A 22,652-nucleotide genomic window follows, 5' to 3' on the forward strand; every position below is an offset into this window, starting at 1 on the left:
GCCGGGTAATAACAATAATGCACCCAAGCCTGACCGAAACACCTGCCCTGTCGCGCCGTGGCTTGCTGAAATTCAGCCTCGGCGCCACCGCGTTTCTGACCACTGTCGGCCTGGGCGCCAGCCTCAGCGGCTGTTCGTCGAACGTCACGGCCAACGGCTTCGTCGCATTGCGCGATGGCGACCTGCTGTTTTTGCGCGCGCTGATTCCGGTGATGCTCGATGGCGCCGTGGCCGTCGAGAAAATGCCCGGGGCTGTCGACGGCACGCTCAAGTCGCTGGACTACAGCCTCAATCACCTGTCGCCGGAAATGCTCAAACTCACCCGACAATTGTTCGACGTCCTCGGCATGGCCGTGACGCGCGGGCCGCTGACCGGAATCTGGGGCACTTGGGAAAACGCCAACGCCGAAGCGATGCGGCATTTCCTCGACCGCTGGGAAAACAGCTCGTTGAGCTTGTTGCGCATGGGACACAGCTCATTGCAGCAGATGGTGATGATGGCCTGGTACACCCGCGCCGAATCCTGGGCGCATTGCGGTTATCCCGGGCCGCCAGTCGTCTAGACATCACCCGAACCCTGTGGGAGCGGGCTTGCTCGCGAAGGGGCCAGCAGCCACACCCTGCATCCAAAATAATAAAGAGAACCTGATCGATGCCCGTACCCGACCCATTCCGCGAAGGCCTCGCCCGAGGCTGGAAAACCTACAACGGCGCACAACTGAGCAACGACCTGACCCTCGAAGCCGATGTCGCCATCATCGGCAGCGGCGCGGGTGGCGGCACCACGGCGGAAATTCTCAGCGCCGCCGGCTACAAAGTCCTGCTGATCGAAGAAGGTCCGCTGAAAACCAGCTCCGACTTCAAAATGCTCGAAGACCAGGCCTACAGCAGCCTCTACCAGGAAGGCATCGGTCGCATGAGCAAGGACGGCGCGATCACCATCCTCCAGGGTCGAGCGGTCGGCGGCACCACACTGATCAACTGGACTTCGAGCTTCCGCACGCCAGAACCGACCCTCGAACACTGGGCCAAAGAGCACAACGTCAAAGGTCACAGCACCGCCGAGATGGCGCCGTGGTTCGAAAAAATGGAGCAACGCCTCGGTGTCGCGCCGTGGATGGTGCCGCCTAACGCCAATAACGACGTGATCCGCAAAGGCTGTGAGCAACTCGGCTATAGCTGGCACGTGATCCCGCGTAACGTGCGCGGCTGCTGGAACCTCGGATACTGCGGCATGGGCTGCCCGACCAACGCCAAGCAATCGATGATGGTCACGACCATTCCGGCGACCCTGGAAAAGGGCGGCGAGTTGCTCTACCTGGCCCGCGCCGAAAAACTGTTGATCAGCGGCGACAAGGTCACCGGCCTGCACTGCGTGGCGATGGACGAGCGCTGCGTCGAGCCGACCGGACGCACCATCACGGTCAAGGCGCGCCACTACGTGCTGGCCGGTGGCGGCATCAACAGTCCGGCACTGCTGCTGCGTTCGGACGCGCCGGACCCCCACAAAGCCCTCGGCAAACGCACATTCCTGCATTTGGTGAACATGTCTGCCGCACGCTTCGACGAGGTCATCAACCCGTTCTACGGCGCGCCGCAGTCGATTTATTCCGACTATTTCCAGTGGAAGGACGGCGCCACCGGGCCAATGGGCTACAAACTCGAAGTGCCACCGCTGCATCCGGCGCTGGCGGCGACGCTGCTCGGTGGTTTCGGGCAGGAAAGCGCGCAACACATGGCTGACTTGCCACACACGCACGCCATGCTGGCGCTGCTGCGCGACGGTTTTCACCCGGACAGCCCCGGCGGCAATGTCGAGTTGCGTGGCGACGGCTCGCCGGTGCTCGACTATCAGGTATCGCCTTACGCCTGGGAGGGTTTGCGCCGGGCCTTCCACAGCATGGCCGAGATCCAGTTCGCCGGCGGCGCCCAAGCGGTGATGCCAATGCATGCCGACGCCCGCTACGTCAAAACCCTCGCCGAAGCACGTACGCTGATCGATGGCTTGAGCCTTGAGTTGTATCGCACGCGACTGGGCAGCGCTCACGTCATGGGTGGTTGCGCGATGGGCGAAGAGCCGAAAAATGCGGTCACCGACAGCCTCGGCCGCCATCATCAACTGAGCAATCTGTCGATTCATGACGGCTCGCTGTTCCCCACCAGTATTGGCGCCAACCCGCAATTGTCGGTGTACGGGCTGACGGCACAATTGGCGACAGCCCTCGCCGATCGACTGAAAAACCCATGAAAAAGCGGAATATTCCGATCGTCTATAGTGCTTTCTTACCCAACAGGCGACTTGGCCGACCGGGACGGCTGCGATACCATCCGACTCCCCAACGGACTCCCGCCAGGACGACGCGATGAACCGAGTGTTGTACCCAGGTACCTTCGACCCTATTACCAAGGGCCATGGCGATCTGGTCGAACGCGCCTCGCGCCTGTTCGATCACGTGATCATTGCGGTCGCTGCCAGCCCGAAGAAAAACCCGCTGTTCCCGCTGGAACAACGGGTCGAACTGGCTCGCGAGGTCACCAAACACCTGCCGAACGTGGAAGTGGTCGGTTTCTCGACGCTGCTCGCGCATTTCGCCAAAGAGCAGAACGCCAACGTGTTCCTGCGCGGTTTGCGTGCGGTGTCGGACTTCGAATACGAATTCCAGCTGGCCAACATGAATCGCCAACTGGCGCCGGATGTGGAGAGCCTGTTTCTCACGCCGTCCGAGCGTTATTCGTTCATTTCTTCGACGCTGGTGCGGGAAATTGCCGCGCTGGGCGGCGATATCAGCAAGTTCGTCCACCCGGCCGTCGCTGAAGCCCTGACCCTGCGCTTCAAGAAGTAAGCGCTGCCGAAGGCTGCGATCCGGGTTTTTAGATCGCAGCCAACAGTGCCCTTGATCGCACCCGCGTGCACTGCGCTCGCCAATGCGGCACAATTGCGCGCATTGATTTATAGCGCCCGGGCCTTCCGCCCCGGCTGGAGTTAGCATGTCCCTGATCATCACCGACGATTGCATCAACTGCGACGTCTGCGAACCCGAGTGCCCGAACGCCGCCATTTCCCAAGGCGAAGAGATCTACGTGATCGACCCGAATCTGTGCACCCAGTGCGTCGGCCACTACGACGAACCGCAGTGCCAGCAGGTCTGCCCGGTGGATTGCATTCCGCTGGACGAAGCGCATCCCGAGACTGAAGAGCAGTTGATGGAGAAGTACCGCGTGATTACCGGCAAGGCCTGAGTCCTTCAGCGCCTGTTCGGCCCTCTTCGCGAGCAGGCTCGCTCCCACATTGGAATGCATTTCAAACTGTGGGAGCGAGCCTGCTCGCGATGGGGCCATCAGCCTCACAACAAATCCCGATTCACTCGCGCTGCTCAAACCCCTCCCCCGTACACCCCAGACACCGCACAAACGCCGCTTTTGCCGGATCCACGACCAGCGCCTGCCCCGCATCGCCAACCCCGCCACCCAGCGCGGTAAACGGCAGCGACACGACAAATACGCCCGCACCGATCACTGTCGCCACCGCCAGCAAAGGTCGGGCAATCAGCAAATCACCGATCATGGCGTAGGCAGGTGGGTTCTGGATGGCGTAGCGCGGATCACCGCTGCCATTTTCCGTGGCTTGAGCAGCCTGGCTGGAACACAGCAGCAGCGTGAGAAAGAGGACTTGCAAGGATTTCATGGCACGATCCTTCGGGCTGAACAGTGAGACAACTCACTATAGACCGTAGGACTTTTTAAGCTTTTTGCTTCAGCTCTGGCAGCGTGGGCAGAACACACTCGCGCGCTGACCCAGCTTCACTTCGCGCAATCCGGTACCACAGACCTTGCAGTGTTCGCCGCCACGGCCGTAAACAAACAGTTCCTGCTGGAAATAGCCCGGCTGCCCGTCACCCCCAATGAAATCACGCAACGTGGTGCCGCCGCGCTCAATGGCCGCAGCAAGGATGCGTTTGATCTCGATCGCCAGTTTCAGATAACGCCCGCGGGAAATGCTACCGGCTTCGCGACGCGGATCGATGCCGGCGGCAAACAACGCTTCGGTCGCGTAAATATTGCCGACGCCGACCACTACCGCGTTGTCCATGATGAACGGCTTGACCGCCATCGACCGCCCGCGCGACAGCTGAAACAGGCGCTCGCCATCGAACAGATCGGTCAACGGCTCCGGCCCGAGACGAATCAGCAGTTCATGATTGAGCGGATCGTTACTCCAGAGCATCGCGCCGAAACGCCGTGGGTCGGTGTAACGCAAGGCCAAACCCGACTCCAGCTCGATATCGACATGCTCATGCTTGAGTGCCGGCAATCCGACCTCGACCAGACGCAAATTACCCGACATGCCCAAATGGCTGATCAACGTACCCACTTCAGCATTGATCAACAGATACTTGGCGCGGCGCTCGACCAGCACGATACGCTGCCCGGACAGGCGCACATCGAGGTCCTCCGGGATCGGCCAGCGCAGCCGCCGATCACGCACGATCACCCGGCTGACGCGCTGGCCTTCCAGATGCGGGGCAATGCCGCGGCGGGTGGTTTCGACTTCCGGCAATTCAGGCATGGTGTTCTCGAATCAATGCGCGCCGAGGTCGCGGATCGTTTGTTTGAGCGTTTCGAAATCGTAATCCGACAGACCTACGTAATCGAGTACCAGCGGCCCGACCGCGTTCCATTCGAAGTCTTCGGTCTGATTACCGAGCACACGATACGAGGCACAGATGTGCTCGGCCATTTTCAGCAGCGCCAACAGATTTTTCAGTTGGCTGTTGCGCGACGATTCATCGCTGAAGATCGCCAGGGCATTGTGGTGATTGGCGATGGCGGCGCTGACGTGCTCCGGCAGACGCCAGGATTTGGCGGTGTAATAACCAACCACGGCATGGTTGGTGTTGAACTCACGGTTTTCGGTGTCGACCACGCGGCATTCCGGGCTGGCGTTGGCGTAAGCCTTTTCCAGCACCGACATGTAATTGGGGAACCGTTGCAGCATCAACGGCACGCCGCAATCGTGGAACAGGCCCAAGGCATACGCCTCATCGCCGGCCTGGGTGCCGACACGCTTGGCCAGGGTCAGGCAAGTCATCGCCACGTCCTGGGCGGTGTCCCAGAAACGGTTGAGCGTGACGATAGTGTCGTCGTTCATCTCGCCCTTGATCGACTGTGCGTTGATCAGGTTGATGATCGAACGGCTGCCCAACAGGTTCACCGCGCGCTGAATCGAGGTGATCTTGTTGCTCAGGCCGTAATACGGCGAGTTGACGATTTTCAGCAGCGAACCGGACAGGCCGGGATCCTGAGCGATCAGTTTGGCGATCACCTCCAGATCCGGGTCAGGCATGTACTGCTCCATTTGCAGATCCACCATGATCTGCGGCTGCGCGGGCACACTGATGCCTTGCAGCGATTGTTGAATCTGTTCGGTGGTCAGCTCTTGGGACATAAGTACACACTCTGGGACAGGCGGCGATTCTAACCGTTGAAACCGCAGGGCGACACACCGATGGGCATATTGGAGGAACTTTCATTCAAGCTCAGGCTTCGGAGTTTGTAAGGCCCAACGGACAATTTCTGTCCGGCGCGGCAACAAATCCCCACAGACTCAGGAGCTTATCGATGGCCACTTCCCTCAACGGCAAGCGCGTCGCTTTTTTGGTAACCGATGGTTTCGAACAGGTTGAATTGACAGGTCCCAAGCAGGCATTGGAACAGGCCGGTGCTCAGGTCGACATCCTCTCGGCCGAGGAAGGCACGGTCAAAGGCTGGAACCATGACAAGCCGGCGGACGACTTTAAAGTTGACCAGACCTTCCAGGCTGCCAGTAGCGAGCAGTACGACGCGATCGTGCTGCCGGGCGGCGTGCAGAACTCCGACACCATTCGTATCGATCAGGACGCCCAGCATCTGGTCAAGACGGGCACCTCTGCCGGAAAACCGATTGCAGTGATTTGTCATGGTGGTTGGCTGTTGATTTCGGCAGGGCTGGTCAATGGTAAAACCATGACCAGCTACAAGACGCTCAAGGACGACCTGGTCAATGCCGGTGCCAACTGGGTCGATCAGGAGGTGGTCAAGGACGGACATTTGATCAGCAGCCGCCAGCCGGATGATATTCCGGCGTTCAGCAAAGAGTTGATCGAAGCGCTGTCTGATTGAATTGCCCTTGTGGCGAGGGGATTTATCCCCGTTCGGCTGCGCAGCAGTCGCAAAACCTGACAGCGCGGTGTATCAGACATACCGTGTCAGATGGCCTTGGGACGGCTGCGTCGTCCAACGGGGATAAATCCCCTCGCCACAGATAAATCCCCCCACATTGGGAACGCACCACATGTCCATTTGCCGGCCAATCAGCCGGCCCGACGCGCTATACTCCCGCTCTTTTTTCCGGAGCGACGTCATGTCCCTGCCTAGCTTGCGCCTCAAAGCCAACGCCGACCGTCGCCTGCGCGCCGGTCACCTGTGGGTCTACAGCAACGAAATCGATGTAGCCGCCACGCCACTGCACGGCTTCAATGCCGGCGATCAAGCCATCCTCGAAGCCGCCGGTGGCAAGCCGCTGGGCATCGTCGCGATGAGCCCGAACAACCTGATCTGCGCCCGTCTGCTGTCGCGCGACATCAAGCTGTCGCTGGACAAGTCGCTGCTGGTGCACCGTCTGAACGTCGCTTTGTCGCTGCGCGAGCGCCTGTTCGACAAGCCGTTCTATCGCCTGGTCTACGGTGATTCCGACTTGCTTCCAGGCTTGGTTGTCGACCGTTTCGGCGACATCCTCGTCGTGCAAATCGCTTCGGCGACCATGGAAGCGCACAAAGACGACGTGATCGCCGCGCTGACCCAAGTGCTCAAGCCAAGCGGCATTCTGTTCAAGAACGACTCCGCCGCCCGTGACGCCGAAGGCCTCAACCGCTACGTCGAAACCGTGTTCGGCCTGGTGCCTGAGTGGGTCGCGCTGGAAGAGAACGGCGTGAAGTTCGAAGCACCGGTCATCCAGGGTCAGAAAACCGGCTGGTTCTACGACCACCGCATGAACCGCGCACGCCTGGCGCCTTATGCCAAAGGCAAACGCGTGCTCGACCTTTATAGCTACATCGGTGGCTGGGGCGTGCAGGCTGCCGCATTCGGCGCCAGCGAAGTGTTCTGCGTCGACGCCTCGGCTTTCGCCCTCGACGGCGTTGAGCGCAACGCTGCGCTGAACGGCTTCGCCGACAAGATGACTTGCATCGAAGGCGACGTTTTCGAAGCCCTGAAAGAGCTGAAAGCCAGCGAAGAACGCTTCGACGTGATCGTGGCCGATCCGCCAGCGTTCATCAAACGCAAGAAAGACATGAAGAACGGCGAAGGCGCCTACCGTCGCCTGAACGAGCAAGCCATGCGCCTGCTCAACAAGGACGGCATCCTGGTCAGCGCGTCGTGCTCGATGCACCTGCCGGAAGACGATCTGCAGAACATCCTCCTGACCAGCGCCCGCCACCTGGATCGCAACATCCAGTTGCTGGAGCGTGGGGGTCAGGGCCCGGACCATCCGGTGCACCCGGCCATCGCCGAGACCCGCTACATCAAGAGCATCACCTGCCGTCTGTTGCCTAACAGCTGATCAATGCGGATGACGGGGAGCCAGCAGGCTCCCCGTTTGCTTTACGCCAGCCCATGCCAGCCAGGGCGCACTTTCTGCTTCAACCATCAAAACTTCCTACACGGCCTTCCTAATAACGTGCAGGACATTTCCTTACGTCTTTTAATTATTGAAACTTACCCTACAAAGTCCAACTCCAGCTAAAGATCGATCCGACAAATTTACGGAATCTTCCTACTTAATATCCACTTGCCAATAATTAATTAGTAACTATGATTAAGTTGTCACCACGAGGTGGCATTCAATCCCAATGAACAAGGAGTTCATACTATGAAAGCAATTACCCTGGAAGCTAACAAAATCGCAAACCTGGCTTTTCTGGTTGCCCCTAAAGCCCGTTAAGTAAGTCAGGACGCTGGGGAGTGCCGGCAACCCAGCGTCCACCCGACCCTTCCAGAGTGAAGTATTGAACATGCACATCAATCCGTACCTATTCATATTACCGCGCACGCCCGGACAAATAGTCTGGAACTACAAAGACCACGTTCAACATGAACTCGATCTTAATTACGCCTGCCGACTTGCCAAACTTATCGACAATCCGAACATATTCGATCACGGCAACATAATAGACACACAACTGTTAAGCGCAGGAATACTAACCGTTTCAAAAATAGACAACCCTGAATGGGGTTGGGATGAACTGTCGAAGATTTATCACATCGGCACTCAGAATATCCCGTGCGAACAGACACCACAGAATATCCACGAATGGTCCCGACAATACCTGAGCCACTGCAATGAAGTGCTGAGCAAACCGGCACCCGAAAACGAGCGTCCAGCGCCGGATGCGAGCGAGCGCATCGTGCTGCCCGCGCCTTGCGAGTTGGCCGATGACAGCCTCGGCAGCGCGCTGCGTCAGCGCAAGACCTGTCGTTCCTATACCGGTGAAGCGATCACGCTGAATGACGTCGCCACCCTGCTTTACTTGTCCCTCGGCTTTCTTCACGAGCGCGAAAACGACCGCGACGACAGCATCGCCAATGGTCTCCACGCCCGTCGCAGCAGCCCTTCGGGCGGAGGACTGAATGCGTGTGAAGGTTTTGTTCTGGCACAGAATGTCCGCGGCCTGGAGCCCGGCATTTATGCCTATCACTCGGCAGAGCATGCCCTGAGCCTGATCAACCCTTTGCCCGAATCGGCGCTGGGCAACCTGCTCGGCGGCCAACACTTCATCAATAACCTGCCGCTGGGGCTGTTCATCACTGCGCGCTTCGACAAGCTCTGGTGGAAATACGAACATTCGCGGGCCTATCGCATGGCCTTCGTCGAAGCGGGCCACCTTTCGCAATCGTTCCAGTTGATAGCCACAGCGCTGGGTCTCAATACCTGGCTGACCGGCGCGTTTGGCGATCATCAGGTCGAGAACCTGCTGGGCATCACCGGCAGCGCCGAGCAGCCGCTGTTCTTTGTCGGTTGCGGCGCCAGCGACGGTCAGGCGATGTGTCAGGAAATGCAGACCCTGCTGCAGGAAACGCAAGCATGAGCGCGCTGACCCCGGATCAACTCGAAGCACCTGTATCCTGGCCGCTCAAGTTCACCCTCAACGACTGGGACAACCGCGCTTCGGTGCGCACCAGCCAACATGACTACCAATTGCCGGATGACCTGCAGCAACAGCTGCAAACCCGCCACTGGTTTCCTCCGGCATTCCTGCCGTACCTGGCGCACCCTGCCGTTCAGGCCGCGGGCCTCGATGTTACGCACAGGCTGGCGGCCAATCATCTGGTGCACTTTCTCGACTACACCACGCTGCTCGAACATCGCATCGTCAACCGGGCTGTGGAAATCATTGTCCATGGCGAACTGCCCGCCTTCGTCCCGTCCCGAATGAAAAACGCTGCCCTGCAGCTGTACACCGACGAGGGTTACCACGCGCTGTTCTCCAATCGGCTCGCCGAACAGATTGCCAGCCTGCACGGCATTGCCGAACGCCCGGTAATGCCATTACGGATCACTCGACTGAACGCAGTGATCGCCCGAACGCCAGAAAGCAACCGCCCGCTGGCCTGGTTTCTGCTTGGTTTTGTCTCGGAAACCATTATTGCCCGCGAGCTGCTTGAGGTCTGTCGCGACAGTCTGGTCTCCAGCGTCAATGACATGCTGCGCGACCACCTCGCTGATGAGGCTCGCCATAGCCGGTATTTCTCCGAAGTGTTCCATTACCTGTGGCTGACCCTGAACAGCCGTCAACGCTCGTTTGCGGCAAAAATCCTGCTGGAAGTCATCAGGATTTTTTTCGAAGTCGATGAACGCTGGCTACAACAGAGTTTGCGTGGTGCGGGTATTGCCGACAGTGCCATCAGGGAAATTCTCGACGGTTTGGTCAATGCACACGCCGGCCGTCAGCGCGCCAAAACGGGAGCAATGGCTACGCTCGACGCACTGGAAAAAGCCGGATTCTTCGCACTCCCCAACAACCAGAAACTTTTTGCCAAGGCAGGATTGATCGATGGATGATGGAAAATCTGTGGTGACCACCCGACAACGACGCGCAGCTGTCAGCTTGCTCATGGCGATGGTGCTGCTGGGCGTGTTTCCGCTGGATGTCCTGCTGCCTTCTTTTCCGGCGCTGGCCGGACACTTCCGTACCTCCCCGGCGGACATCGCGCTGTCGATCAGCCTGTTTGCGGTGGGCATCGCCTTTGCTCAAGTATTGATAGGCCCGCTGTCAGACGTGATCGGCCGCAAGGGTTTGCTGCTGGCAGGCATGGCGGTCTCGATGATCGGCGCGCTCGGCTGCGTGGCCACCAGTGATTACACGTTGTTCCTGATATTCCGCGTGGTGCAGGCCCTGGGCTGCGGCTGTTTCGTGTTGTCACAGGCCTTGGTGCAGGATCTGTTCGAAGGCGAGCAGCGTGACCGTCTGCGCATTCTGATGGTGACCGCCACGGGGATCTTCATTTCGGTGTCGCCCCTGGCCGGCACCTTCCTGCAGGCCACCCTCGGCTGGCGCGGCAGCTTCTGGGTGTTCGCCGTGCTGGCTGCCGTCGTGCTGATCAAAGCCTGGCTGTTCCTGAACAACAGTCGCCCTGCTCACAGCGGCGTGCGCCTGGGTTTCATTCAGTCGTACCGGCGGGTGCTGGGAGATTTCGAATTCGTCAGCTATTGGCTGGTGTCGGCATTTGCCTTTGCCTGCCACTTCTCCTTCATCGTGATTTCGCCGCTGATCTTCATGGATCAACTGCAAATGGCGCCCTATGACTTCTCACTGATTCTGCTGATCTACGGTGCCGCCTATGTGGTGGGCGGCATCGTCGCCACACTGCTGAGTCGACGGGTCCGCCCCGGCCAGCAAATCATCGTCGGCCTGAGCCTGATTCTGCTGTCGGGTCTGACGATGCTGTACCTGTCCGCGAACTTTGCGCTGGCACCGGCCACCGTGCTGATCCCGATGCTGATCTGCACCGCCGGTACCACCATTGCCCGCCCGGCTGCCACGTCAAAGGCCATGAACGTGTTCCCCGAGATTGCCGGCACCTCGGCCTCGGCAGGCAGCACCCTCATCTTCATTTGCGGTGGCCTTATCAGCGCGCTGATCAGTTTGAGCCCGGCCAACCTGCAATTGACATTGGGCTACAGCTTTATTCTGCTGAGCACCGTGGCGTTGGCGCTCAACAGGCACATCAGTCTTCGCGCCAGAATCCTCGAAGCCAACGCCGTGGGTGGTGATTAGCCTGCCGGTCGTCATTCCACACACACCGTCGGTGCTGCAACAACACTTTGCGCCATTCCCTCCAGACGCCAGCGGTGTAGAATCGCCTGATTCATCGCCATTCATCCCCCGGCGGGTTTATGAGCTCAGGCTGAGACCAGCGGCGATCCCGCAACGTCATCGGCAACTTCCGGACACACGGCCATTTCTGAGTGTTCCAGACGTTCATAGAAGCTCACTCCCCTTTAGTACCTGATTAGCCGCCCGGAGTGTTCCATGCCAGATTACCGTTCGAAAACATCCACCCACGGCCGCAACATGGCCGGCGCCCGCGCACTGTGGCGCGCCACCGGGATGAAAGATGACGACTTCAAAAAGCCGATCATCGCCATTGCCAACTCGTTCACCCAGTTCGTGCCCGGGCACGTGCACTTGAAAGACCTGGGTCAGCTGGTTGCTCGCGAAATCGAACGCGCCGGTGGCGTAGCGAAAGAATTCAACACCATCGCCGTGGATGACGGCATCGCCATGGGCCACGACGGCATGCTCTATTCGCTGCCGAGCCGCGAGATCATCGCCGACTCCGTCGAGTACATGGTCAACGCCCACTGCGCCGACGCCATTGTCTGCATCTCCAACTGCGACAAGATCACCCCGGGCATGCTGATGGCTGCCTTGCGCCTGAACATTCCGGTGATCTTCGTTTCCGGCGGCCCGATGGAAGCCGGCAAGACCAAACTCGCCTCCCACGGCCTCGACCTCGTCGATGCCATGGTGATCGCCGCCGACGAAAGCGCTTCTGACGAGAAAGTCGCCGAGTACGAGCGCAGCGCCTGCCCGACCTGCGGTTCGTGCTCCGGCATGTTCACCGCCAACTCGATGAACTGCCTGACCGAAGCACTGGGTCTGGCATTGCCGGGCAACGGTTCGACCCTCGCTACCCACAGCGATCGCGAGCAGTTGTTCCTGCAGGCTGGCCGCACCATCGTCGAGCTGTGCAAGCGTTACTACGGCGAGAACGACGAATCGGTGCTGCCACGCAACATCGCCAACTTCAAAGCGTTCGAGAACGCGATGACGCTCGACATCGCCATGGGCGGTTCGACCAACACCATCCTGCACTTGCTCGCTGCCGCCCAGGAAGCCGAGATCGATTTCGACCTGCGCGACATCGACCGTCTTTCGCGCAGCGTTCCACAGCTGTGCAAAGTCGCGCCGAACATCCAGAAGTACCACATGGAAGACGTGCACCGCGCTGGCGGCATCTTCAGCATCCTCGGTTCGCTGGCCCGTGGCGGTCTGCTGCACACCGACCTGCCGACCGTGCACAGCCGCAGCATGGAAGAAGCCATCGCCAAGTGGGACATCACCCAGACTACCGATGAAGCCGTGCACCACTTCTTCAAGGCCGGCCCTGCCGGTATCCCGACGCAGACGGCGTTCAGCCAGTCGACCCGCTGGGAAACCCTTGATGACGACCGTGAAAACGGCTGCATCCGCAGCGTCGAACACGCCTATTCGCAAGAAGGTGGTTTGGCTGTGCTGTACGGCAACATCGCCCTCGACGGCTGCGTGGTGAAAACCGCCGGTGTCGACGAATCGATCCACGTCTTCGAAGGCAACGCGAAAATCTTCGAAAGCCAGGACAGCGCCGTGCGCGGCATCCTCGCCGACGAAGTGAAGGCTGGCGACATCGTCATCATTCGCTACGAAGGCCCGAAAGGCGGCCCGGGCATGCAGGAAATGCTCTACCCGACGTCGTACCTCAAATCCAAAGGTCTGGGCAAAGCATGCGCCTTGCTCACCGACGGTCGTTTCTCCGGCGGTACGTCGGGTCTGTCCATCGGTCACGCTTCGCCAGAAGCTGCGGCCGGCGGCGCGATCGGTCTGGTGCAGGACGGCGACAAAGTGCTGATCGACATTCCGAACCGTTCGATCAACCTGTTGGTCAGCGACGAAGAACTGGCTGCACGCCGCGCCGAGCAGGACAAGAAAGGCTGGAAACCAGTCGAGATTCGTCCACGCAAAGTGACCACCGCGCTGAAGGCCTACGCCCTGCTGGCGACCAGCGCCGACAAAGGTGCTGTGCGCAACAAGGCAATGCTCGACGGGCTGTAAGTTTTAGCCGCCGAATAAAAATGCCCCGCCAAGTGCGGGGCATTTTTTTGCTTGGCTGAAATTATTGGTGAGCATGAGGACCCCATCGCGAGCAGGCTCACTCCTACAATTGGAATGCGTTCCCCTGTAGGAGTGAGCCTGCTCGCGATGGGAGCGACTCGGTCTTACTGAATTTCTTCAGGCTTGACGATCACCCAGTTCTTGTCCGCCGTCACCGGCAACCCTTCCTTGGCCTGCGCCGCTGCATGTTTGGCCATCATGCCGTTCAATTGCGTCATGTACTTGTCCTTGCGGTTGATCCACAGGTGGATACCGCCCTTGGCCACATCAACATCGTGGAACAGCATGTAACCGTCGCTGGTCGGGGTATCGCCACCGACCAATACTGGCTTTTTCCACTCATCGATGTAGGTCAGGATCGCCGCGTGCTTGCCGGCCATCCACGTCGCCGGCGTCCACAGGTAAGGCGTCAGCTCTAGACCGAGGTTGGCCTTCTCGTCGTATTTGCCAGCAGTGATCTGCTTACGCGCGGTGGTCAATTCATTGGTTTCACGGTTTTTCAGCAGCGTGGTCACACCGATCACGTTCTGCGGTTTGACGTTGTAGCCGTACTTCGGATCAGCAGCGACCATACGCACCAGCTCTTCAGAAGCGGCGGTCATCACATAGACCTCGATGCCGTTCTCCATCAGCTTGTTGTACAGCTCAACCTGGCCGGTGAAGATTTTTGGCGGCTGCACGTCGAGGGTCTTGACCACATCGCCTTCGTAATAGGTGGCCGGCACCGGTTTGCCCGAGGCCATCAGCTCATCGACGTAGCCTTTGAGCTCCTTGAGGGTGAAGCCGGAGAACACCTGCGCCACCCACGGGTAGCAGACCATGTCGTCGACTTCGCAGAGACGGTAGTAGTAGCTGAACAGGCTTTCCTTGTGGTCGGCGGTGTCCTTGAACGGCATCAGTTTCAGGGAAGGGTCGAGCTTGTCGCGGGTGATCAGGCCTTTGTTTTCCATGAACGGCAACAAGGACTCTTCGAGGTCGTAGCGGTAACTGGTGTTGTCCATGTCGAACACCGCGTAGTTACCCTTGTTGGCGTTGGCGGCGATCATCGCGTCCAGCGCTTTGGCCTGATCGGCCGGCCAATGCTTGAGGTCAGTGGCGAACGCCTGACCCGCCAGGCCCAAGCCCACAGCCAGCGCGACAGCCAGAAATTTCGGTGCGAACTTCATAAGCCCTTCTCCCTGATTCAAAGAGATCGACGCTAACAAATAAGTGTGACAGTCCTCGTCTGTCAGCGACCGTCCGCGTCCCCATTGCGCCAAATGCATTGCCGAGAGCGACACGCGCTTATTCCAAAAACGACGGACGCCCTGCGATTTCGGTATTAAATCAATGCAAATCAAACTGTTAGGCTTGCCGGTTCGCAGTCGCCCAAGCATGTGACTGGCACAAGTCTTATCGGAGTTTTCATGAATCTGCCGCTGATCCTCAATCTGCTGGTGTTCCTCGCCCTGCTCTTCGGCCTCGCGCAAACCCGCCACACCTCGTGGAGTCTGGCGAAAAAAGTCCTGCTCGCGCTGGTGTTGGGCGTGGCGTTCGGCGTGGCCCTGCACACCGTCTACGGCGCCGGCAACCCGGTGCTGAAAGCCTCGATCGGCTGGTTCGATCTGGTCGGCAACGGTTACGTGCAGTTGCTGCAAATGATCGTCATCCCGCTGGTGTTCGCCTCGATCCTCAGCGCCGTGGCGCGTCTGCACAACGCTTCGTCGCTGGGCAAGATCAGCTTCCTGACCATCGGCACGCTGCTGTTCACCACCGCGATTGCGGCGCTGATCGGCATCGGTCTGACCAATCTGTTCGGCCTCACCGCTGAAGGCCTGGTCGCCGGCACTCAGGAAATGGCCCGTCTGCAAACCATTCAGACTGACTATGCCGGCAAGGTCGCCGATCTGAATATTCCGCAACTGCTGCTGTCGTTCATCCCGCAGAACCCGTTCGCTGATCTGGCGCGGGCCAAGCCGACCTCGATCATCAGCGTGGTGATTTTCGCTGCGTTCCTCGGGGTTGCCGCGCTGCAACTGCTCAAGGACGACGTCGAGAAAGGTCAGAAAGTGATCAACGCCATCGACACCCTGCAAGCCTGGGTGATGCGTCTGGTGCGTCTGGTGATGAAACTGACCCCGTACGGTGTGCTGGCGCTGATGACCAAAGTGGTCGCCGGCTCCAACCTGCAAGACATCATCAAACTCGGCAGTTTCGTCGTGGTGTCGTACCTGGGCCTCGGCCTGATGTTCGTGGTGCACGGCTTGCTGGTGTCGGCGGCCGGGATCAACCCGTTGCGTTTCTTCCGCAAGATCTGGCCGGTGCTGACGTTCGCGTTCACCAGCCGCTCCAGCGCGGCGAGCATTCCGCTGAGCATTGAAGCGCAGACGCGTCGTCTGGGCATTCCACAGTCGGTGGCCAGTTTTGCCGCGTCGTTCGGTGCGACCATCGGCCAGAACGGTTGCGCAGGTCTGTACCCGGCGATGTTGGCGGTGATGGTTGCGCCGACTGTTGGCATCAATCCGCTGGATCCGCTGTGGATCGCGACGCTGGTGGCGATTGTCACGCTGAGTTCGGCCGGTGTGGCGGGCGTGGGTGGCGGTGCAACGTTCGCGGCGCTGATCGTGCTGCCGGCGATGGGCTTGCCGGTGTCACTGGTGGCGTTGCTGATTTCGGTGGAGCCGCTGATCGACATGGGTCGTACGGCGTTGAACGTGAGCGGTTCGATCACAGCCGGCGCGATCACCAGCCAGGTGATGCAGCAGACCGATAAAGCGCTGCTGGATGCGGATGAGCATGCGGAGCTTGCTCAGGCCTGACAGACCGCTATCGCCAGCAGGCTCACTCCTACAATTGGAATGCGTTCCCCCTGTAGGAGTGAGCCTGCTCGCGATGCTTTTAGGCTTTTTCCCAGACTTCGAAGTTGTACGCGGGTTTATCGCCTTCCGCTGGATTCGGCACGTTCGACACCAGTTTCCACTGCTGCAAATCGAACTCCGGAAACCACGCATCGCCTTCCGGGCTCAGCGCTACACGGGTCAAATACAACCGATCCGCATCAGCCAGCCCTTGCGCATACAACTGCGCGCCGCCAATCAGCATCAGCTCATCGACGCCCTGCTCTTTCGCCCATTCCTCGGCGCGAACCACCGCGGCCTCGAGCGACGGATAAACCTCGGCACCTTCGAGCGCCAGATCGGCCTGACGGCTGACCACGATGTTCAAGCGCCCCGGCAACGGTCGACCGAGCGAATCCCAGGTCTTGCGACCCATGATGATCGGCTTGCCGAGCGTGGTGGCCTTGAAGTATTTGAAGTCCCCAGGCAAGTGCCAGGGCATGCTGTTGTCGACGCCGATCACGCGGTTTTCACCGAGGGCTGCGATCAGGCTGAGGGGGAGTGATTTAGTCATGCCGGCGAGGATACCAGAGCGCCGCTTACCCCGATAAGCGCCACAGCGGTTATGCTCACGGCTCAATTAAGCGACGGGATGCCGCGTGACTGAACTGACTCCACTGCAAAACCTCTGGCTCACCGAGACCGTGCGTCTACGCGAAGAACACGCCGGCCCCCTGGATGACCTGGAAGCCAATCGACTGGCCCGCGCGGCCGGCGGCGATCTGCCGAGCCGTATTCAGCGCCGCGCGTTGTGGCTGGCCGAGCGTGACGGGCTGGCGGCCGCCCTCAAACACTGGCTGCAAGGCGCGCGTCTGGCGCTGGTGTTGCTGATGATCTTCGCGCTGTTGAGCGGTGCCGGGCTGGCCTTCGCCGCATTGGGGCAAACGCCGGTCAACGTGTTCTGGGCCTTGGGCAGCTTGCTCGGGCTGAACCTGATTCTGTTGTTGAGCTGGGTGCTGGGATTGATCTTCGCCGGCGAACACGGCGCTACCCTCGGCCGGTTATGGCTGTGGCTCAGCGAGAAACTCGCCCGCGACGCCAAAGCCGCACAACTGGCGCCCGCCCTCCTGCTGATGCTGCAACGCAAGAAACTCAACCGTTGGGCGCTCGGTACGCTGGTCAACGGTTTGTGGCTAATGGCAATGCTGTGCGCATTGATTCTGCTGCTGATGCTGATGGCGACCCGGCGCTACGGCTTCGTCTGGGAAACCACGATTCTCAGCGCCGACACCTTTATCCACGTCACCCACGCGCTCGGCTATCTGCCGTCGCTGCTGGGTTTCAACGTGCCAACCGTGGAGATGATCCGCGCCAGCGGCGACGGCGCACTCGATATCGAAAGCGCCCGTCAGGCCTGGGCGACCTGGCTGGTCGGCGTGTTGGTGGTGTACGGCGTACTGCCGCGCCTGCTGCTGGCGCTGTTGTGTTTCTGGCGTTGGAACAGCGGCAAAGCCGCGCTGCGGCTGGACTTGAACCTGCCCGGCTACGCGCAATTGCGCGAACGCCTGATGCCGACCAGCGAGCGCCTCGGCGTCAACGATCCGGAGCCGGCGCAGATGCATCGCGTCGAAAGCGGCGTTGGCGAACTCGCCTGCGAAGGTGCGTTGCTGGTCGCCATCGAACTCGACGAGCAACGTCCATGGCCGCCCGCGTTGCCGAAAAACGTCAGCAACGCCGGCATCCTCGACAGCCGCGAATCGCGCCATAAACTCCTCGAACAACTGAGCCGTTTCCCGCCGGCACGTCTGGCCATCGCCTGTGACCCACGACGCTCGCCGGATCGCGGCAGCCTCGCCTTGATCGCCGAACTGGCGCGTAGTGCGGGCGAAACCCGCGTCTGGCTGCTGCAAGCGCCACCCGGCGAAGCGCTGGACGCCGAGCGCCTCGGCGACTGGCACATCGCGTTGCAACAGCTTGAATTACCGTTCGCCGATTGCGCACCGTTGAACTGGCTGGAGACGGGTCATGACTGATGCCTGGAAAGCGCCGCTGAAACTCGCGGTGGTCGGCCACACCAACGTCGGCAAGACCTCGCTGCTGCGCACGCTGACCCGCGATGTCGGCTTCGGCGAAGTCTCCCATCGCCCAAGCACCACGCGGCATGTCGAAGGTGCGCGGTTGTCGGTGGACGGCGAGCCGTTGCTCGACCTCTACGACACGCCGGGGCTGGAAGACGCCATCGCCCTGCTGGATTTTCTCGAGCGCCTGGAACGCCCCGGCGAGCGCCTCGATGGCCCGGCGCGGCTGGCGCGGTTTCTCGACGGCAGCGAGGCGCGTCAGCGTTTCGAGCAGGAAGCCAAAGTGCTGCGACAACTGCTCGCCTCCGACGCCGGGCTGTATGTGATCGATGCCCGCGAGCCGGTGCTGGCCAAGTACCGCGACGAACTTGAAGTGCTGGCCAGTTGCGGAAAACCGCTGCTGCCGGTGCTGAATTTTGTCAGCAGCGCCAACCATCGCGAACCCGATTGGCGCGAGGCGCTGGCGCGGCTTGGCCTGCATGCGCTGGTGCGCTTCGACAGCGTGGCGCCGCCGGAAGATGGCGAGCGGCGGCTGTACGAAAGCCTCGCGCTGCTGCTGGAAAATGCACGTCCGCAGCTGGAGCGGTTGATCGCTGATCAGCAAGCCCAGCGCCTCGCCCGTCAGCAAAGTGCGGCGCGACTGATCGCCGAACTGCTGATTGACTGCGCCGCGTGTCGACGCAGTGTGGTCAGTGAAGCCGAACAGGAACAGCAAGCCATCAGCGAACTGCGCAAAGCGGTGCGCCAACGTGAGCAGACATGCGTCGAGGCGTTGCTCAAGCTCTACGGATTTCGCCCGCAAGATGCCGCAGCGAGTGATTTGCCGTTGCTGGATGGGCGTTGGGGCGATGACTTGTTCAACCCGGAAACCCTGAAGCAACTCGGTGTGCGCGTGGGCGGCGGAATTGCTGCCGGCGCGGCGGCCGGGGCAGGCGTGGACCTGCTGGTCGGCGGGATTACCCTCGGCGCCGCGGCGTTGGCGGGTGCGATTGCCGGGGGTGCTCTGCAAACGGCGCGCAGTTATGGCAGCCGGTTGCTCGGCAAGATCAAAGGGCAGCGTGAGCTTACCGTCGACGACAGCGTTCTGCGCCTGTTGGCATTGCGTCAGCGGCAGTTGGTGCAGGCGTTGAACGCCCGGGGACATGCAGCGATGGACGCCGTTCAGGTTGCCACGCCACAAGACAAGACCTGGCGCGAGGGCAAACTGCCGGAAGCGCTGAACAAGGCGCGGGCGCATCCGCAGTGGTCATCACTGAATCCGCATCCGAAGTTGAATCAGGCGGAGCGGCAGGAGCAGATTGAGTCTTTGGCTGAAGATTTGTAGCGCCTGAGCCGGCCTCTTCGCGAGCAGGCTCGCTCCCACACTGGATCGTGGTCACAACACAAATCCCCTGTGGGAGCTAGCCTGCTAGCGATTGCAGCAACTCGGTTCAAAAACTTAGGCAGCAAACAATCGCGCCGCTTTCTCTTTCAGCACTGCCATATCAATCACCGGCACCGCCCTCTCCTTTGCCAGCTCATCCCACTGCCGCATGCGCAAACTGACGGCACACAACGGATCGCGCTCGAATTCATCCGCCTCGGCCTCGGTCATCACCCCGCCCTGATATTCCAGCGTCCGGCGACTCGCCTCACTCAACCGCTCGAAATACCCCGGCTCACGCAGCGTCAGATAGCGCTTGGCCTCAACGTGATATTCCACCAGCCGCGCCATGCGCTCGCTGAAACCGGCCTCACGCAGATAATTCGCGCCCAAACGTTCATGGCTGACCACGCCATAGCCGCCCATGTTCTCCGCGCCTTCGGCACACAAATGGCCGATGTCATGAAAGAACGCCGCCAGCACCACTTCGTCATCAAAACCTTCGGCCATCGCCAGCTCGGCCGCTTGAGACATATGCTCGATCTGCGACACCGGTTCGCCAATGTAATCGCGAGTGCCGAAGCGTTCATACAGCCCGAATACCTTGGCGACGGTTTGCTCGTGACCTGCCATCACACTTCCTCCAGCAACTGCGCAATGTTGCGCTCGGCCATCGCCGGGCCGACGCTCATGCCGACGCCCGTGTGCATCAACGCAACACTCAGCCCAGGAGCCGGGCGCAGGAACGAAAACGGCCCCGGGCCCCGAGAACCATAGACGCCCTGCCAGCGCTCGACCACCTGCACCTTGCAGCCCAGTGTCTGTTCGGCCAGCTCAAGCATCCAGTTATCCACTTGCTCAGCGTTGAATGGCGATGGGTCGCTGCCGTAATGGTGCGAGTCGCCAATGATCAACTCGCCGTAAGGTGTCGGGCTGATCAGCAGGTGAATGCCGTTGTCGTGCAGATGTGGCTGTTCGCGCAGGATCTGCGCCTGCACCGCCGCCGCTTCCGGCAGATCGGCGAAGGCGCCGTAGTGCACGCAACTCAGGCCGGTGAGCAAGGCGTGTTGCAGATTCAGCTCGGCTTGCGGTTTGGCGCGGAGCATTTGCAACCGGCAGATGTGCGGATCGAGCGCGGCGATTGGCTCGGCCAGCAAGGTCTGATAGTCGTGGCCCGAGCAGACGATGATCTGCCTGGCGGTGAAGCTGCCGGCGGTGCTGTGCAGGTGCCCCGGCTCGACGTCACGCACCAGCGTCGAGAAATGAAACTCGACGCCGAGGTCGCGGCGCAGGTAGTCGATCAACGCCGGAATTGCTTCGCGCGAATACAACTGTTGATCGTCGACGCCGTGAAGTGCGGCGCGATGATGGCTGAACTGGCCGTTGTACACGTCGCGCAGTGCCGCGCCGCGCAGCAAGTCGACGTGGTAACCGTGCTCGACGGCGCGGCCGGCGCAGAAGGCTTCGAGCAGATGTTCTTCGGCTTCGGTGCGGGCGAACAGGTACGAGCCGTTGCGTTTGATTTTCAGCCCGGCGAGTTGCGCCCAATCGCCCCAGATGTCGCGGCTGGCCTTGGCCAGTTCGAGCATCGGGCCGGGTGGTTGGCCGGTGACCAGCGCTTGGCCGAAGTTGCGCACCGAGGCGCCGAGGGGCGTAGCGGTGCGTTCGAAAACAGTGACCTTGAGGCCGCGCTTGGCGGCGGCGTAAGCGTGGGACAGGCCGAGGATGCCGGCACCTACGATGAGCAGGTCTTTGTGGTGTGTCATTTAGAGGTGCTCTGAATGAGAGACCGCATTCGCGAGCAGGCTCGCTCCCACAATTGGAATGCGTTCCCCTGTGGGAGCGAGCCTGCTCGCGAAGGGGCCCTGTCAGCCGATAAAAATGTTAATTGGCGACGACTTTCTCGGACTTGCCGTCATAGCGCTTGCGCCACTCGGTGAGGATTTCGTCGCGATTTTTCGAAGCCCAGGCAAAGTCGTTCTTGATCAGACGCTGCTCGTAATCCGCCGGCAATTCGGTTTGCGGCTTGGCAATACCCGGCTGCGCGAGCACGGCGAAGTTCTCCTTGTACAGATCCATCGCCTCGGCACTCGCCGAGAAGTCAGCCAGTTTCTTCGCCGCGTCTTCATGCGGCGTGCCTTTGATCACCGCCGTCGCTTCGATCTCCCAGCCCAGACCTTCCTTCGGCAGGATGATGTCCAGCGGCGCGCCCTGACGCTTCAACTGCACCGCTGGGTACTCAAAGGAAATCCCGATCGGAAACTCGCCCGCCGCCGCTAACTTGCAAGGCTTGGAACCGGAGTGAACGTACTGACCGATGTTCTGGTGCAGACCGTCCATGTACGCCCAACCCTGCTTCTCGCCGAAGGTTTGCAGCCAGGCGCTGACGTCGAGGAAACCGGTGCCGGACGATGCCGGATTGGGCATGACGATCTTGCCTTTGTACTCAGGCTTGGTCAGATCCTGCCAGCTCACCGGTTTGCTCAGGCCCTGCTTCTCGGCTTCGACGGTGTTGAAGCAAATGGTCGCGGCCCAGACGTCCATGCCGACCCACGCTGGCGGATTTGCGGCGTCGCGGTAGTTCGCGCCGATCTTGCCGAGGTCCTTCGGCGCATAGCTTTGCAGCATGCCTTGCTGATCGAGGATCGCCAGGCTCGAAGCCGCGAGGCCCCACACCGCGTCAGCCTGTGGACGGGCCTTTTCGGCCAACAGTTTGGCGGTGATGATCCCGGTGGAGTCACGCACCCACTTGATCTCGACGTCCGGGTTGGCCTTTTCGAACGCGGCTTTGTAAGCGGTCAATTGCTCGGCTTCGAGGGCGGTGTACACCGTCAACTCGGTTTTTGCCGCAAAGGCATTCAGGCTGAAAGTAGCGAGCACAGCAGCGGCCAGAGCCATAGGCTTGAACATGATCGTTTTCCTGTCT

At 60.5% G+C, this 22,652-nt stretch carries 21 protein-coding genes; 13 read left to right on the forward strand and 8 right to left on the reverse strand.

The window, feature by feature from the left end; translation table 11 throughout:
- Positions 1 to 17 precede the first annotated feature (17 nt).
- The 4 genes from JFT91_RS04020 (at position 18) to JFT91_RS04035 (ending at position 3,240) form a co-directional block, all read left to right on the forward strand.
- Positions 18 to 563 carry a twin-arginine translocation pathway signal protein gene (locus JFT91_RS04020; protein ID WP_201231635.1) on the forward strand — a complete coding sequence of 182 codons (546 nt, stop codon included), beginning with the start codon at positions 18 to 20 and terminating at the stop codon, positions 561 to 563.
- An 89-nt stretch (positions 564 to 652) separates the two neighbouring features.
- The gene (locus JFT91_RS04025) at positions 653 to 2,248 is read left to right on the forward strand and encodes a GMC family oxidoreductase (RefSeq protein WP_201231636.1); all 1,596 of its coding nucleotides are present in this window, start codon (positions 653 to 655) and stop codon (positions 2,246 to 2,248) included.
- Between the two features lie 115 nt (positions 2,249 to 2,363).
- Positions 2,364 to 2,843 (forward strand): pantetheine-phosphate adenylyltransferase, encoded by a 480-nt coding sequence (gene coaD, locus JFT91_RS04030; protein WP_007953414.1) that lies wholly within the window; start codon positions 2,364 to 2,366, stop codon positions 2,841 to 2,843.
- A gap of 145 nt (positions 2,844 to 2,988) precedes the next feature.
- Complete coding sequence (locus JFT91_RS04035; RefSeq protein ID WP_162439378.1) at positions 2,989 to 3,240, forward strand: YfhL family 4Fe-4S dicluster ferredoxin; 252 nt, start codon at positions 2,989 to 2,991, stop codon at positions 3,238 to 3,240.
- A gap of 121 nt (positions 3,241 to 3,361) precedes the next feature.
- Here JFT91_RS04035 and JFT91_RS04040 read toward each other — a convergent pair whose 3' ends face one another.
- The 3 genes from JFT91_RS04040 to JFT91_RS04050 all read right to left on the reverse strand — a co-directional run bounded on the left by JFT91_RS04040 (position 3,362) and on the right by JFT91_RS04050 (position 5,392).
- Positions 3,362 to 3,685 carry a multidrug transporter gene (locus tag JFT91_RS04040; protein WP_201229017.1) on the reverse strand — a complete coding sequence of 108 codons (324 nt, stop codon included), beginning with the start codon at positions 3,683 to 3,685 and terminating at the stop codon, positions 3,362 to 3,364.
- A 69-nt stretch (positions 3,686 to 3,754) separates the two neighbouring features.
- Positions 3,755 to 4,567, reverse strand: a complete 813-nt coding sequence (gene mutM, locus JFT91_RS04045) for a bifunctional DNA-formamidopyrimidine glycosylase/DNA-(apurinic or apyrimidinic site) lyase (protein ID WP_201229019.1) — start codon at positions 4,565 to 4,567, stop codon at positions 3,755 to 3,757.
- A 12-nt stretch (positions 4,568 to 4,579) separates the two neighbouring features.
- Positions 4,580 to 5,392, reverse strand: coding sequence for an HDOD domain-containing protein (locus tag JFT91_RS04050; protein ID WP_201230616.1), 813 nt, complete (start codon positions 5,390 to 5,392; stop codon positions 4,580 to 4,582).
- Positions 5,393 to 5,619: 227 nt separating this feature from the next.
- On the opposite strand from JFT91_RS04050, the gene JFT91_RS04055 reads away from it, so the two are divergent.
- The 6 genes from JFT91_RS04055 (at position 5,620) to ilvD (ending at position 13,409) form a co-directional block, all read left to right on the forward strand.
- On the forward strand, positions 5,620 to 6,159 hold the full coding sequence (locus tag JFT91_RS04055; protein ID WP_201231637.1) for a type 1 glutamine amidotransferase domain-containing protein: 540 nt from the start codon (positions 5,620 to 5,622) through the stop codon (positions 6,157 to 6,159).
- Between the two features lie 241 nt (positions 6,160 to 6,400).
- Positions 6,401 to 7,597 carry a class I SAM-dependent rRNA methyltransferase gene (locus tag JFT91_RS04060; RefSeq protein WP_201229024.1) on the forward strand — a complete coding sequence of 399 codons (1,197 nt, stop codon included), beginning with the start codon at positions 6,401 to 6,403 and terminating at the stop codon, positions 7,595 to 7,597.
- A 451-nt stretch (positions 7,598 to 8,048) separates the two neighbouring features.
- Complete coding sequence (locus tag JFT91_RS04065; protein WP_201198606.1) at positions 8,049 to 9,122, forward strand: SagB family peptide dehydrogenase; 1,074 nt, start codon at positions 8,049 to 8,051, stop codon at positions 9,120 to 9,122.
- Complete coding sequence (locus tag JFT91_RS04070; protein WP_201229026.1) at positions 9,119 to 10,096, forward strand: diiron oxygenase; 978 nt, start codon at positions 9,119 to 9,121, stop codon at positions 10,094 to 10,096. Before JFT91_RS04065 ends, JFT91_RS04070 begins: the two co-directional genes overlap by 4 nt.
- Complete coding sequence (locus JFT91_RS04075) at positions 10,089 to 11,312, forward strand: MFS transporter (RefSeq protein WP_201198608.1); 1,224 nt, start codon at positions 10,089 to 10,091, stop codon at positions 11,310 to 11,312. Before JFT91_RS04070 ends, JFT91_RS04075 begins: the two co-directional genes overlap by 8 nt.
- A gap of 255 nt (positions 11,313 to 11,567) precedes the next feature.
- A complete protein-coding gene (gene ilvD / locus JFT91_RS04080; RefSeq protein ID WP_201229028.1) occupies positions 11,568 to 13,409 on the forward strand; it encodes a dihydroxy-acid dehydratase in 1,842 nt (613 codons plus the stop codon).
- Positions 13,410 to 13,573: 164 nt separating this feature from the next.
- Here the strand turns inward: ilvD and JFT91_RS04085 are convergent, their stop codons facing one another.
- The gene (locus tag JFT91_RS04085; RefSeq protein WP_201229029.1) at positions 13,574 to 14,635 is read right to left on the reverse strand and encodes an HAD family hydrolase; all 1,062 of its coding nucleotides are present in this window, start codon (positions 14,633 to 14,635) and stop codon (positions 13,574 to 13,576) included.
- A 240-nt stretch (positions 14,636 to 14,875) separates the two neighbouring features.
- Between JFT91_RS04085 and JFT91_RS04090 the strand changes: the two genes are divergently transcribed.
- Positions 14,876 to 16,267, forward strand: coding sequence for an L-cystine transporter (locus JFT91_RS04090; RefSeq protein WP_201231638.1), 1,392 nt, complete (start codon positions 14,876 to 14,878; stop codon positions 16,265 to 16,267).
- Positions 16,268 to 16,346: 79 nt separating this feature from the next.
- On the opposite strand, the gene JFT91_RS04095 is transcribed toward JFT91_RS04090, so the two are convergent.
- Entirely contained in the window at positions 16,347 to 16,859 is a 513-nt protein-coding gene (locus JFT91_RS04095) for a dihydrofolate reductase (RefSeq protein ID WP_201231639.1), read from the reverse strand.
- An 85-nt stretch (positions 16,860 to 16,944) separates the two neighbouring features.
- On the opposite strand from JFT91_RS04095, the gene JFT91_RS04100 reads away from it, so the two are divergent.
- Positions 16,945 to 18,318 carry a DUF2868 domain-containing protein gene (locus JFT91_RS04100; protein ID WP_201231640.1) on the forward strand — a complete coding sequence of 458 codons (1,374 nt, stop codon included), beginning with the start codon at positions 16,945 to 16,947 and terminating at the stop codon, positions 18,316 to 18,318.
- Entirely contained in the window at positions 18,311 to 19,687 is a 1,377-nt protein-coding gene (locus JFT91_RS04105) for a GTPase/DUF3482 domain-containing protein (protein ID WP_201231641.1), read from the forward strand. Before JFT91_RS04100 ends, JFT91_RS04105 begins: the two co-directional genes overlap by 8 nt.
- 114 nt (positions 19,688 to 19,801) lie before the next feature.
- On the opposite strand, the gene JFT91_RS04110 is transcribed toward JFT91_RS04105, so the two are convergent.
- The 3 genes from JFT91_RS04110 to JFT91_RS04120 all read right to left on the reverse strand — a co-directional run bounded on the left by JFT91_RS04110 (position 19,802) and on the right by JFT91_RS04120 (position 22,636).
- Positions 19,802 to 20,359, reverse strand: coding sequence for a phosphonate degradation HD-domain oxygenase (locus JFT91_RS04110; protein WP_201231642.1), 558 nt, complete (start codon positions 20,357 to 20,359; stop codon positions 19,802 to 19,804).
- Entirely contained in the window at positions 20,359 to 21,492 is a 1,134-nt protein-coding gene (locus JFT91_RS04115; RefSeq protein ID WP_201231643.1) for a TIGR03364 family FAD-dependent oxidoreductase, read from the reverse strand. The genes JFT91_RS04110 and JFT91_RS04115 overlap by 1 nt, the downstream gene beginning before the upstream one ends.
- Before the next feature lie 118 nt (positions 21,493 to 21,610).
- Positions 21,611 to 22,636, reverse strand: coding sequence for a putative 2-aminoethylphosphonate ABC transporter substrate-binding protein (locus JFT91_RS04120; RefSeq protein ID WP_201231644.1), 1,026 nt, complete (start codon positions 22,634 to 22,636; stop codon positions 21,611 to 21,613).
- Positions 22,637 to 22,652: the final 16 nt, after the last annotated feature.

Source organism: Pseudomonas sp. TH08 (genome assembly GCF_016651275.1).
Classification (GTDB): domain Bacteria; phylum Pseudomonadota; class Gammaproteobacteria; order Pseudomonadales; family Pseudomonadaceae; genus Aquipseudomonas.

What these genes read in the sequence shown, in the direction of transcription:
- JFT91_RS04020 (WP_201231635.1), top strand. Translation starts at nt 18, where the DNA reads ATGCACCCAAGCCTGACCGAAACACCTGCCCTGTCGCGCCGTGGCTTG.
- JFT91_RS04025 (WP_201231636.1), top strand. Translation starts at nt 653, where the DNA reads ATGCCCGTACCCGACCCATTCCGCGAAGGCCTCGCCCGAGGCTGGAAA.
- coaD (WP_007953414.1), top strand. Translation starts at nt 2,364, where the DNA reads ATGAACCGAGTGTTGTACCCAGGTACCTTCGACCCTATTACCAAGGGC.
- JFT91_RS04035 (WP_162439378.1), top strand. Translation starts at nt 2,989, where the DNA reads ATGTCCCTGATCATCACCGACGATTGCATCAACTGCGACGTCTGCGAA.
- JFT91_RS04040 (WP_201229017.1), bottom strand. Translation starts at nt 3,685, where the DNA reads ATGAAATCCTTGCAAGTCCTCTTTCTCACGCTGCTGCTGTGTTCCAGC.
- mutM (WP_201229019.1), bottom strand. Translation starts at nt 4,567, where the DNA reads ATGCCTGAATTGCCGGAAGTCGAAACCACCCGCCGCGGCATTGCCCCG.
- JFT91_RS04055 (WP_201231637.1), top strand. Translation starts at nt 5,620, where the DNA reads ATGGCCACTTCCCTCAACGGCAAGCGCGTCGCTTTTTTGGTAACCGAT.
- JFT91_RS04060 (WP_201229024.1), top strand. Translation starts at nt 6,401, where the DNA reads ATGTCCCTGCCTAGCTTGCGCCTCAAAGCCAACGCCGACCGTCGCCTG.
- JFT91_RS04065 (WP_201198606.1), top strand. Translation starts at nt 8,049, where the DNA reads ATGCACATCAATCCGTACCTATTCATATTACCGCGCACGCCCGGACAA.
- JFT91_RS04070 (WP_201229026.1), top strand. Translation starts at nt 9,119, where the DNA reads ATGAGCGCGCTGACCCCGGATCAACTCGAAGCACCTGTATCCTGGCCG.
- JFT91_RS04075 (WP_201198608.1), top strand. Translation starts at nt 10,089, where the DNA reads ATGGATGATGGAAAATCTGTGGTGACCACCCGACAACGACGCGCAGCT.
- ilvD (WP_201229028.1), top strand. Translation starts at nt 11,568, where the DNA reads ATGCCAGATTACCGTTCGAAAACATCCACCCACGGCCGCAACATGGCC.
- JFT91_RS04085 (WP_201229029.1), bottom strand. Translation starts at nt 14,635, where the DNA reads ATGAAGTTCGCACCGAAATTTCTGGCTGTCGCGCTGGCTGTGGGCTTG.
- JFT91_RS04090 (WP_201231638.1), top strand. Translation starts at nt 14,876, where the DNA reads ATGAATCTGCCGCTGATCCTCAATCTGCTGGTGTTCCTCGCCCTGCTC.
- JFT91_RS04095 (WP_201231639.1), bottom strand. Translation starts at nt 16,859, where the DNA reads ATGACTAAATCACTCCCCCTCAGCCTGATCGCAGCCCTCGGTGAAAAC.
- JFT91_RS04105 (WP_201231641.1), top strand. Translation starts at nt 18,311, where the DNA reads ATGACTGATGCCTGGAAAGCGCCGCTGAAACTCGCGGTGGTCGGCCAC.
- JFT91_RS04110 (WP_201231642.1), bottom strand. Translation starts at nt 20,359, where the DNA reads ATGGCAGGTCACGAGCAAACCGTCGCCAAGGTATTCGGGCTGTATGAA.
- JFT91_RS04115 (WP_201231643.1), bottom strand. Translation starts at nt 21,492, where the DNA reads ATGACACACCACAAAGACCTGCTCATCGTAGGTGCCGGCATCCTCGGC.
- JFT91_RS04120 (WP_201231644.1), bottom strand. Translation starts at nt 22,636, where the DNA reads ATGTTCAAGCCTATGGCTCTGGCCGCTGCTGTGCTCGCTACTTTCAGC.